The sequence below is a fragment of the Candidatus Paceibacterota bacterium genome (assembly GCA_041660505.1).
Lineage (GTDB): Bacteria > Patescibacteriota > Minisyncoccia > Phycocordibacterales > JACRKE01 > JBAZWG01.
The window spans coordinates 295,167-307,516 of record JBAZWG010000001.1; the positions used below are offsets into that span (position 1 = coordinate 295,167).

The window sequence follows — 12,350 nt, forward strand, 5'->3', positions numbered from 1 at the left end:
TTCCTTTAAAACCTAGGAATGTTATACGGCCATTTTTTTTGCTCCTCTTCATGATACTCTGCGTCCGAGTTTACATTAAACACGTCGTACTTGCGTTCGCCGGCCATAATATTCTTGACCGCAAGAAATGCCGTCACCATAGAGTGGTCGCTGTTATTGTACTTATGAATGCCTCCTCGGCCAATCGGGTGCAAGTTGCTTATGCTGTCTACCTCTGCACGAATACGCGATATCTTTTCTTGATATTCGAGGTCGTAGACAGGGTACACGTTCTTCATGCGTATAACCGAGGCATCAAGAATTTTATCCCGCGTGACAAAACCTAACCTTAAAAAGTCACTGATACCCTGTTTTTTCAACTCCTCATCAGTCATGCCCCAGAGCAGATCGCTGGTAATCGCGTTACATGTATACTCAAGTCCAATAACCGTTTTACTGCTGTCGGGGACCATGAATGGACTCCAATTTTTATAGTTTTGAAAGCGTATAGGCTTCATACCCTCGTCATGCGTATAGATCCAGTTGTCAGGACAAATATTTGGCTCATTTACGATGATGCCAACAGTGATGAAATCGCGCATTTTTAGCTTTTGCGCAGCTTCCAAAACTCCGTTTGACAGCGGTGGTGCGATTTGAATGGCGAGCTCTCTAAACGGCATCGTCGATACAAATTGATCGCCTCGTATCTGCTCCTTGACTCCGTTCCGCAGAACTTCTACATATTCAACGCGACCGTGCACAATATGAATATCTGTCACCTTATTGCCCAACTGTATTGTACCTCCTTTTTCTCGTATCACCTTCGCCACCTTCTCCCACATTTGGCCGGGACCTAATTTTGGATAGTTAAAGGTATCAATAAAGCTTTTGACACCACTTCCGCTACTGAACTTTTTCTTGAGCGGATCAATCAGCGTGTTCCATACCGACACCCCTTTTATGCGCTGTGTCGCAAAATCGGTGGCAAGCTGGTCGCACGGTATTCCCCATAACTTTTCGTTATAGTCGATGAAAAAAGGTTTTGCCAAAAAGTCGCCGAAGTTATTTTGGAACCATGCCTTCATGTTGGTCACCGGTTTGATAGGGAAAAATCTGCGGTACGTATATGACCCGACAAATCGAAGAGCAAACACCGGCCCAAACTTCCACGATATCTCAAAAGGTTTAATGGGATATGAAAAAAATTTCTTTTTATAAAACCAGCGGGAACTCCGCGGCCGTTGCAAGAAGTCGTTTCCCAAAATAGCATGCCACCATTGCATTACTTCTTGATTTTTCGAAAAAAATCGGTGCCCGCCTATATCGAAGCGATACCCTTTGTAATTCACTGTTCGAGAGATTCCTCCTACGTAAGTAGGATCTTCTTCGAGAATCAACACCTCTTGTCCGTGACGAAGAAGTTCGAGCCCCGCAGTCAAACCTGCCGGGCCGGCACCGATAATTATTACTTTCTGTTTTTTTTCAATCATTGTGACAATAATGCACGATACTGCTCTAAATATTCTGTCGTAGAAATCATCGAGGGAAGTTTCGGTACGGCAGGATTGTGAAGCAACTGTAGGATACCGGACGCAACCGTCTTTGTATCCCATCCTACTACAACTGCGCTGACTTCGCGAGCGACTCCAACATCAGTTGAGATTATGGGCGTACCGCAGGCGGCCGCTTCTACTAGCGTCATGCCGTATCCTTCATACCAAGACGTGTTCAGGAAAATATCGGCTGTTTTGTAGTAGCTGGCCAAGTCGTTGGTCCAGGGCTCGAATAGAACAGTAGTGAGTAGTGAGCAGTGAGCAGTGAGCATTTTTAAGTTTTCAAACTCGGGGCCGGAGCCGACGATAATCAAACCGACTTTGGGATTTTGCTTGCTCACTTCTTTCATTGATTCTATGGCGAGGCTGATGTTTTTCTCCTTGGTCAAGCGCGAGGCCATCAGGATTATTTTCTCGAACTGCGGATATTTTTTATGCAAATCTGCATTTATTGGCGCGTTTTTTAACTTGTCTGTGTCGACATATATCGGGAGAACGTGAATTGGCGGCAGTGAGCAGTGAGTAGTGAGCAGTGAGGTTTCTATTCTTTCCGATACAACGCGTATTGAGTCGGCTTTGGGCAGCAAAAATTTGGCTATTTTTACTCGTATCCAGTTTAAAAAAGAATTTTTTGTAAAATAAGGTGAGAGAAAGTCAGTGTGAATTTGCAAGTTCAATTTCACGCCGAGTTTTTTTGCTATGCGCCAACCGATGAAACCGATTTCGAATGGGTCCTGGGCGGTGATTACGTCTGGTTTTATTTCTGGAGTCCAAATAAATGCGCGCAAGAATGAAATTGTATGAATCGTTAATTTTTCATTCACTTTCAACTTTAAACTTTCCTGCCTGCCGGCAGGCATGGCAACTTTAAACCTCTTAACCACGAGCAGAATATCGAGCTGTCCAAATACACTCGCGTATTCAAGCATTCGCCTACGAGCATCACTTCCCTCCTCCAATATCTTCCGGTCGGTTGAGAGCATTAAGACCCGCATACCTCGGAAATTATTTCTAAATTCTTTTGTATCACATTCTCCCAAGTCTGCGAGTACGAAAGCTCTTTTACCCAATTTTGTGCTTGTTTATAGCCATTTTCTGACAGCAAGAAATTCAGCTTCTCTATGAATTCTCTTTCATTGCGCGGGTTGAAGAGCATATTTTCCGGCAGTGCGAACGGCATGCCGTTCTCGCGGCTCATAAGTGTCGGCTTGCCGAAGGCGAAACCTTCCAGCACATAGTTCGGGTTAAATTCGGTCAGCGCCGGCGCAATTGTCAGCATGCACTTTTTTAAATATTCGTCTTTTTTTTCTCGAGACACAGTGCCCACCGCCTTAACGTTTCCGATAGCGATTTTAATTTCTTGCGGACCACTTCCCAAGATGTACAACGTTGCATCGATATCAGAAAAAGCCTTGATTACGAATCCAAGATTTTTATACTCGACGAGCCTGCTCGCGAATATTACTGAACGTTCAGAATATTGTATTGGAGAAATTTTTGTCGGAAGTGGGTTAGGAATCAAAATAATTTTTTTTGCAGGTATAGAGTAGTATTTCTCGCACACTTTCGCAAGCAACTGGCTGGGAACAATTACTTTTTTCGCATGTTGCAGTACGGACTTCGTTATGTTATAAAAACGAAAATTTGAATATTTTTCTGTTTCGTAAAATGTAATGCAGGATTTGCTGATTAGCCCCTTTTCTGCACCTCGCTCCCAAACTATGTCGCCGCCCACGCGAATTATATATGGCTTGCGCAAAAGTCTGGCGACGTAGGCGGCTACTCCGGAAGAAACCGGATCCATCACATATATAATATTCGCGCCGATAGATTGCCGTGCAACAAAGAACGCAAAGACTAGATGCCGAAGCCCTGCCGGCAACCGAAGTAATTTAGAAAATATAACCAGCCGGACCTCGTGACCAACCCTCGTAAATTCTTGAACATATTTCTCGGCATGAGTTGACGGACCGCCAGCGTCTGGCGGGTATGATGGCGTGGCTATCACTATTACATATTTCCCAGCCGGATGAATATGTTTGAAAATGAAAAATTTGTTTATAGAATAGGTTACAACCGCAGTGGCCAGACCGATGATGATTTGTGATATAAGATAGTTTATATGTAGAAATTCGACGAAAACATACAGCGCGTAGGTATTGATCGCTAGGTTTATGAGAGCGACAGAAAAGTAGATAATGAGCTCGCGATGCGCGCCTTTGAGTGTGCGCTTACCGAATGTCCAAAACTTCTGCAGGAAGAAGCTTATCCAGAATGCGATAATCCAAGCGATTATCGATGAGTATATATAATGTATGCCGAGAAAGTGGGTGAAGGCGAAAAGGAGCGCAATATCAGTCCAAGCCGACGTGCCACCAGCTATAATATACTTGATTACACGGCGGTGGGCGCGAGTATATTTATCTATTCTCGGGAATGTCTCCTCGAACAGACTTTTTAAACTTTCGTAATGTCTAAGCATGAAGAGATTCGAACAAATTGCGCATACGCATCCCTACAGACTGCCACGAATAGCCTGATTTGACCAGCTCATAACCGCCTTTACTCACATGTTCATACAGTGCAGGATTTTGAACCAAACGTGTGACTGCTTGGGCAAAATTTTCTGGACTTTCCGGCTCGCAGAAAATACCCGTCTCGCCGTCCTTAAGAAAATCCGGGATACCGCCAACAGGTGTGCCTATAATAGGCACACCTTGTGCCATCGCCTCAAGGAATGAACTACCGAGCCCTTCTGTGCGGGACGGCCGTACGAAAATGTCACCTTGTTTAAGATATTCTATCGCCTGCTCATACGGTACTGCTTGATCTAACGTGACTCGTCCCGCCACATCAAGCTCTTTCGCAAGTTTAATTAGATTCTCTCGTTCAGCCCCATCGCCAACATTCTTAAATATAATATTCTCCGGCAACACTTTAAGCGCGCGTATCACGATATCAAATCCATTCTTCTTCTCGAGTCTCGAATTGGAAATCAGAATTATCTCCTGTGGAGGTCCGACCTCCGAAAAATTCGGAGGTCGGACCTCCACAGGGACTTCAACCCCATTCGGCACCACTATCGGCATCCCGCGGAAACCCATCTGCTTGCCGAAGCTCGCTAGATAATTTGATATCGCCTGAATAGCGTCGGCTTTTTCAAAAAGCAGACGGAAGAGCGGGCGCAGAATTCCTACACGCTTCATGATGTGTTCTATCGGATCGCCCTCCTGAAGCGTGAGTAAAAGTGGCGTACGCGAGAAAAATATTTTGTACAAAAGCGCAATCCCGCCAGAGTATCCGGCCATAATAGACCAGGAAAAATCATAAGGCTGTTTGAATGTAAGTCTTACTGCTTTTAGAAATCCTCCGACAATATAGCCATATTTTGTCGGCCAGGCGATTCTGTATATCGTTATATTATTTTTGGTCTCGATACTTTGCCACTCTGTATTAAATTTCCAAGTTATCACGTCGAAGTGAATGTCGGGATTGAGCTCCATGATTTTGCGCGGCGCAATCTCCCCTCCGCTTTCGAACGGATAAAATGCCAGGGAGAATATTATTACTCTTTTCTCTGAATTCACGGTCTTTTGGTATTCCCGAATCGCTGCCGTTTATCATCTTCGGTCACTTGGACCGTGCGGCGGAGGACATCCTCGGGTATCTCTTTTATAACCTGTTGGAGGGGTGCATTGGTTACTTGCTGTTTTGCCGGTTCTGGGGCTTGAATTATGACTTTTGGCGGTGTAGGTGGCGGAGGCGTGGGTATAACAGGTTGCGAGATAACAGGCTTGGGCACGAAAGGCGGAGTAACTGGTTTCGGTGGCATCGGCGTCGGAAGCGGTGTTACAACAGTGCGCTTAAGAACATCTTTTTCTAAAACGTTTTTGATCGTTTTCTGTAGTTCGCTCAAATTGCTCTCGCCTTTTTCTTCAAGCTTTTTTAATACCATCGGCTTGCTGGCCTCGGGAATTTTCGGTTCATCGGGTTCGACTTCCAGCCTTAGAGCGCTCGCCAGATCACTGCTTGCCCCGGCCTTCTGAATTTTCTTTTTTATTTCTTTTATACTGTCGAACTGCGTGCTCGCCCGCGCCATACGTTGCATGAGAGAGTCAGCCGGCCGTGGTATCGACTTGTTTGCTGACGACGCAGTAGAATATGCTTGCCTCTGACCGGGTTCAGCTTCAAACTCAATACCCAAGCTTGCTAGCCCAGAGATGCCATGATTGGTGGCAAGACTAGATGATATTGGTACTGTCTGATTTGTGGCGGGTTTGGACGATTCCGTGGGGTTCGTCGGCCGAACAGACGCGGGTGTGTCTGTTTTAGGCGCCGGTTCTGCTCCGGCGGGCATCATTCCACTCCAGTCATTAATCTCTCGTTCAACCACTTCTCGCGATCGGCAGTAGCGTTTGTGCGAAGCGTCGATAATCTCATCCGCCGTACAGACCTCACCTTCAGCCTTCGCCGGGGGCAAAGTGTAGGCAGAGAATGGCCGGCTGGTAACGCCGTCTATCATGAGGCGAGTGTAAATTTGGTAGTTCGGCAAGTTAACCATGTCGGGCGCGAGGAAGTCGGGGGTGAGTTCTTTCTCGAGGAACTCTGCGTCATCGGCACCGACGCGGAATATCACCATTGTACCGGCATTACCAAATACCGCATCGCGCACCTTGGTCGAGTTATCTTCGGCTAATTGCCCGATATATTGATGCGCGATAATAAGGTCGAGACGATATTTGCGCGCCTCGGAGAGAATATCGGCAAACGAGTCGGTCGCGAAATTCTGGAACTCATCTACATACAGATAGAAGTCTTCGCGATCTTTCTCTGGTATGCGCACGCGTTCCATTGCGGATAGTTGGATCTTGGTGATAAACATTGAACCAAGAAGGTCGGAGTTATCTTCGCCAATGCGCCCCTTCGATACGTTAAGCAAGATTATCTTGCGCTCATTCATCATGTCGTAGAGGTTGATAGTGCTCTTCTTCTGGCCGACTATATTTCTGACGAGAGAAGTAGACAAGAATTGCCCGACTTTATTCTGAATTGGCGCAATCGCCTCACTGCGGAACTTCTCTTGCCAGTTCTCGTATTCGTTAATCCAGAATGTCAGCACCACCGGGTCTTTAATATTCGCCACAATCCTCTGACGATAATTTTTGTCTACCAAAAGTCGCGGAATGCCGAGTAGCGTCGAACCCGGCGTATCGAGAAGCGCCAAGACGCAGTTGTTCATTATATATTCCATTCTCGCCGACCAGACGTTAGCCCAGATCTTCGTGAAGATTCCCATAAGACCTGATGCGATTAAATGTTTCTTCTCCGGATCGTCGAGCTCGAGCACGTTGAAGCCGGTGTGGAAGGCCGGATCGGCCGGATTAATGTAGACAACATCATTCAAGCGATGTTTGGGAATTTGGGCGAGCAAGCCCTCCACGAATTCTCCGTGCGGGTCGACGACGCAAAGCCCCGCGCCATTGCGAATGTCTTGGACGGCCAAATTATTTAAAAGCACCGTCTTGCCGGTACCCGACTTGCCGATAATATAAAAATGCTGTCGGCGGTCTTTGTGTTTAATACCGAAACGCACGCGCTTGTCGCGATGATTAGTCTCGGCGAAATAGGTTACTCGATTGTCCTCTAGCATGAGTATAATTCTAGCATAAAATCGTGAATGCTTGTATAATATTGCCGTGCATATATGCACAGATATTATCAGATATTATATTGTATGGAAGTTGGGAAAATTCAAAAGATACGTTATACCCCGCCACCGGCCGAGCTTGCTACGCCCGATAATACCGAGCTCCAAAATTTGACCTGCCTCGGCAAAACGAATTACGTCGTGGCGATGGACGACCGGCGCTATATCTTTGGCATCAAGCGTATGGACCGCACGCGCCATATGTACGTCATCGGCAAGTCCGGCGTCGGTAAGTCTAAACTCTTGGAAATCATGATCCGCCAAGATATCGCCCACGGCGACGGCCTCTGCCTTATGGACCCGCACGGCGATGTCATCGAGGACGTGCTTGAGTTCATTCCGGAAGACCGTATAGACGATGTTGTCATCATCGACCCATCAGATACCGCCTTCCCGGCATCATTCAACCCATTAGTCGGCGTTGAGGCCGATCTCAAACATCAGCTCGCTCAAGGTCTTATCGAGGTGATGCAAAAACAGTTCGGTGCCAACTGGACACCGCGCTTAGAGCACGTCTTCCGCTTCACCGTTCTTGCTCTCCTCGACTATCCGTACGCCACGATGCGCGGGATGCTTATGATGCTAACCGACCGCAACTACCGCCAGAAGGTGGTCGAGTATATTCAGCATGATGTGGTGAAAAGATTCTGGGCAATCGAATTCGCCGACTGGTCGGAGAAGTTCGATACCGATGCCATCATTCCGCTAGTCAATAAGCTTGGACAGTTTCTTTCAAATCCGCTCCTCGGTAATATCTTCGGCCAGCAGAAGAACTTAATCGACTTCGAAGCGCTGATGAACAGCAAGAAATTAATTTTCATCAACTTGTCCAAGGGCCGCTTGGGTGAAGAAAACTCTTCGTTCTTCGGCTCAATGCTCATCACCAAGATCAAGCAAGCCGGTATGGCGCGCGCCAAGATGTCTCGCTCGGCCCGCCAAGACTTCTACTTATATGTAGACGAGTTCCAGACCGTCGTCACCGACACTTTTGAAAATATCTTATCAGAGTCTCGTAAATATGGACTTTGTCTTATTGTCGCGCACCAGTACGTCGCCCAACTCTCGCCCAAAATCCAGCAAGCGGTGCGCGGTAACTCCGGCACAATAGTCACCTTCCGCGTCGGCGGTGATGATGCCGAGTCGCTCAAGGCCGAGATGGCCCCGCTCATCGAGCCGAAGGACCTCATCAACTTGGGCCTCCGCGAGTTCTATATCAAGATGACCATCGACGGCGAGACCTACGACCCGTTCTCGGCTGAAACTTTGAAAGTTTTGCCCCCGCTTCACGAGTCGTATAAAGACCGCATCATCGCCGCCTCGCGCTCAAAATACAATATCCCGGTAGAGCTTGCCGAGCAATTAGTCCGCGAAGAAGACGAGAATTTGAAGATGAATAAAGGCCCATCGAACAACGGCGCCGGCGCGACCACTACGGCAACCCTCACCTCATCACCAGCGCAAGCCCCAGGCACGGGCGACAGCTCTCCCGAACCGCTTATATAAAGACTGGCAAGGTTCAAATGGTGGGAATTGGCCCGCCCTTGTGATATTATCTCCTTATGCCCAGCAAAACCCCCAAATTCGATTCTGCGCTTGATGCCATTTTCGCCACCTTGGCGCCTCACGAACGCGTTTGCAAACAGTGTAATCTTTCGTTCCAAATAGAGGCCGAGGATATCGAATTTTTGAAGAAATTAAGAGTCCCGCCACCGACTCTCTGCCCGCGGTGCAGGCTACAGCGACGTATGGCATCACGCATACGGTTGCGCCCGGTGTTTTATAAAAAATCATGTGCAGCGCCCGGCCACAGCGAGAAGATAGTTTCATTTCTTGATGAAGATAATCCTGTGCCAGTCTATGATGATGCATATTATCGGAGCGATGCTTGGGACCCGTTCAGTTTCGCCACCACCTACGATGCGAGCGTGCCGTTCTTTAAAAAGTTCGCCGAATTCGCCGCCAACTTCCCCCATCAGACTGCCAACAAGGATGTCCAAAGTATCAACTGCGACTTCGTTGTTTCGGGCGTACAGGCCAAGAATTGCTACTACGTCGCCGTGCCGTACCTTTCGGAAAATTTACAATATGGCCACCTCGGGGTGAACTCAAAAGATTGCCTCGAATTCTTGAGTATTGATAGTGTGGAAAATTCCTACCATTCGGTGCGCGGCCTTCGTTCCTATAACTGCCTCTTCTGCGTTGACTCTGCTGACTGCGTTGATTCATCATTCTTGTTCGACTGTAAAAATTGCATGAACTGCTTTATGAGCAGCAATCTCCGCAATGCTAAATATGTTTGGAAGAATGAACAGTTGAGCAAAGAGGTATACGAAAAAAGGCTTTTGGACGTTGATCTCGGCAGTTATACAGTACTGGAGACATATCGCCGAAAGTTCGAAGAACTGTGCAAAAAAGCGATTCACAAGAATCTGGATATTTTGAAATCGGAAAATTGCGTCGGTAACAATCTGCGCAATTGCAAAAATTGCATCAACACATATGAATGTTTCGGGGGCGGAGAAAATATCAAAAACGTTATGAGCTCGCTCAAAGTCACGGATTCACTAGATACTTACGGCAGTACAGACACATCCCTCGCCTATGATTGTGCCGGGACCCCTGTTTGTATTAAATGTAAATTTTCTTTGCTTATCCGCACTGGCCTCGAGGTGGAATATTCGGTTGAATGCATTAACGTGGAATTCTGTTTTGCCTGTTTCGGTCTGCGAGGAAAAAAGTTCTGTATTTTCAACAAACAATACGATGAAAATGAGTATTGGGAGAAAGTCGACGCGATTAAAACAGCGATGCTTGCTCGCGGCGAATATGGCGAGTTCTTCTCTATTGCCGACAGCCCATTCCCATACAATGACAGTGATGCACAGCTCGAATTCCCTCTTACAAGAGATGAAGTATCGGCGCGAGGCTGGAAGTGGCACGATAAAAAAGAAAATCCTGTTGACCTTTCAGGGTTGAACGTCATCAAAGCCGCCGACCTGCCGGACAATATACGAGATGTTACCGATGACATTCTGCACAAGGCAGTCTTGTGCATGGAGACCGGCCGGCCGTTCCGCCTTACGCCGTACGAGCTTGCCTTCTACCGCCAGCACAATCTTCCGCTTCCGCGTCTTCATCCCGACGTGCGCATCAATAAGCTTTTCGAATTCCGTATCCCCTATCACCTCTATACAGACACCTGTAAAAAGTGCGGCAAATCAATCCAATCTGGCTATGATCCGGATAAAGGATATACTGTCTACTGCGAACAGTGTTATCAGCAAGAAGTTGTTTAAATAGAGAGTTCAACTCTCTATTATAAGGCTAAAATGGAAACTAGAACCTGCCAGAATTGTAACGAGAACTTCGTCATCGAGCCGGAAGACTTTGAGTTTTACGAAAAAATAAAAGTTCCGCCCCCGACTTGGTGCCCGGAGTGCCGGCGGTGGCGGCGCATGTTCTTTCAGAACGAGCGCGGGATTCGTAAAACTTCATGTGCGCTTTGCGGCCAAACGACACTCTCAATGTTCAACGACAAAGTACCGCATGTTGCCTACTGCCATAGCTGCTGGTGGGGAGATAAATGGGATGCGCTAAACTTCGGTCGTGATTACGACGACAAGGTTTCTTTTTGGAATCAATTTTTTGAACTCTTCCGCACCACGCCAACTCCGGCGGTGAGTAACGAAAATCCAATCAACAGTGACTACGTCAATCACACCTCTAACGCCAAAAACTGTTATCTGATTTTCTTTTCTGGCACACCACTACCCAATGAAGACTGCTACTACTCTTATCGCATAGACGGTTGCCGGGGCTGTATCGACACGGCTTATACCACCCAGAGCGAAGACTGTTACGAATTGATGGACGGCACCAAGTGTAATAAGGTGCAATTCGGGAGATATGTCGAAGAAACTTTCGACAGCATGTTCCTGGACGACTGCAAGAACTGTTCCGACTGCTTCGGCTGTTCCAAATTAAGAAACAGGAATCACTGCATATATAATGAGCAATACAGCAAGGCGGATTATGAACGCGAGCGCAGTAAGATAGATTTGGGCAGTTATGCCAATTTAGAAAATTTTAAAATGGCTTTCGCCGAGTTTAATGCTAAAACGCCCAAGCGCTTCGCCAATATAATTAAATCCGAAAATTGTACCGGCGACAACATAACCGGCTGCAAAAATTGCAGGGATTGTTATGTCATAAAAAATTCAGAGGATTCCCGCTTCGCCGAGATGTGCCCAGGCGGAGTACGCGATTGTTACGATCTCCGCATTGCCCGTGGCGAACAGCTTTATGAAGACTTCGCGGTACTCCGGTCATCAAATGTCTACTTCAGTGTGATCTGTCTAGACAGTAAGAATGTCCAGTATTCTTATTTTATGATTAACTGTTCAGATTGTTTCGGCTGTGTCGGACTAAAGAATAAGCAATTCTGTATCTTGAATAAGCAATATGCCGAAGAAGAATATCGCTCATTGTTGCCGAGAATCATCGCCAACATGAACGGTTTGCCCTATACTGGCAAAAACGGCGCAGTATATAAATATGGTGAATTCTTCCCTCTCGATGAAAGCCCCTATCTATATTACGACACCCCGGCGAACGAAGTTTTGCCTTTATCAAAAGAAGAGGTTATCTTGCGCGGTTTAAATCTGGACGATGAGCTCTCGCGGAATTATAAAGTAACGGTGGCAAAGGGTAATATCCCCGACCACATTCGCGATGTCCCCGACTCTATCACTAACGAAATTCTAGAGTGCGCTCACAAGGGTCAATGTCTGCACAGGTGCGCCACCGCCTTCCGCATCACCCCGTTCGAATTGGCTTATTATAAAAAATTCAATCTCGCTCTGCCCACAATTTGCAGTAACTGCCGCCACTACGAGAGAATTAAATCAAGAAACCCTTTAAAGCTCTGGCACAGAAAGTGTATGAATGTTGGATGTCAAAACGAGTTTGAAACGTCATATTCTCCCGACCGCCCGGAGATTATCTATTGTGAATCTTGTTATCAACAAGAAGTAGTATAAAACAAAAACCGCTTACGCGGCTTTTGTTTCTTCGTATCTTTTGATTAGAGCTTTCTGGTCTTTATTCGCTTC

8 protein-coding genes are annotated in these 12,350 nt (G+C 46.8%); 3 read left to right on the top strand and 5 right to left on the bottom strand.

The annotated features are described in order from the left end of the window. Window positions 1–5: 5 nt before the first annotated feature. From WC764_01620 to WC764_01640, 5 genes are read right to left on the bottom strand one after another with little or no spacing between them, the layout of a single operon-like run. Entirely contained in the window at window positions 6–1,469 is a 1,464-nt protein-coding gene (locus WC764_01620) for an NAD(P)/FAD-dependent oxidoreductase (GenBank protein ID MFA6006407.1), read from the bottom strand. Next, a complete protein-coding gene (locus WC764_01625; protein MFA6006408.1) occupies window positions 1,466–2,527 on the bottom strand; it encodes a glycosyltransferase in 1,062 nt (353 codons plus the stop codon). The genes WC764_01620 and WC764_01625 overlap by 4 nt, the downstream gene beginning before the upstream one ends. Continuing rightward, window positions 2,515–4,014: a GtrA family protein gene (locus tag WC764_01630; protein MFA6006409.1), complete on the bottom strand. Its 1,500-nt coding sequence runs from the start codon at window positions 4,012–4,014 to the stop codon at window positions 2,515–2,517. The genes WC764_01625 and WC764_01630 overlap by 13 nt, the downstream gene beginning before the upstream one ends. Beyond that, window positions 4,007–5,119 (bottom strand): glycosyltransferase family 4 protein, encoded by a 1,113-nt coding sequence (locus tag WC764_01635; GenBank protein ID MFA6006410.1) that lies wholly within the window; start codon window positions 5,117–5,119, stop codon window positions 4,007–4,009. The genes WC764_01630 and WC764_01635 overlap by 8 nt, the downstream gene beginning before the upstream one ends. After that, on the bottom strand, window positions 5,116–7,182 hold the full coding sequence (locus tag WC764_01640) for a type IV secretion system DNA-binding domain-containing protein (GenBank protein MFA6006411.1): 2,067 nt from the start codon (window positions 7,180–7,182) through the stop codon (window positions 5,116–5,118). Before WC764_01640 ends, WC764_01635 begins: the two co-directional genes overlap by 4 nt. An 84-nt stretch (window positions 7,183–7,266) precedes the next feature. Between WC764_01640 and WC764_01645 the strand changes: the two genes are divergently transcribed. From WC764_01645 to WC764_01655, 3 genes are read left to right on the top strand one after another with little or no spacing between them, the layout of a single operon-like run. Next, window positions 7,267–8,742 carry a type IV secretion system DNA-binding domain-containing protein gene (locus WC764_01645; protein MFA6006412.1) on the top strand — a complete coding sequence of 492 codons (1,476 nt, stop codon included), beginning with the start codon at window positions 7,267–7,269 and terminating at the stop codon, window positions 8,740–8,742. A gap of 56 nt (window positions 8,743–8,798) precedes the next feature. Further along, window positions 8,799–10,535 carry a hypothetical protein gene (locus WC764_01650; protein MFA6006413.1) on the top strand — a complete coding sequence of 579 codons (1,737 nt, stop codon included), beginning with the start codon at window positions 8,799–8,801 and terminating at the stop codon, window positions 10,533–10,535. Window positions 10,536–10,568: 33 nt separating this feature from the next. Continuing rightward, entirely contained in the window at window positions 10,569–12,278 is a 1,710-nt protein-coding gene (locus WC764_01655) for a hypothetical protein (protein ID MFA6006414.1), read from the top strand. The last annotated feature ends 72 nt before the right edge of the window (window positions 12,279–12,350 follow it).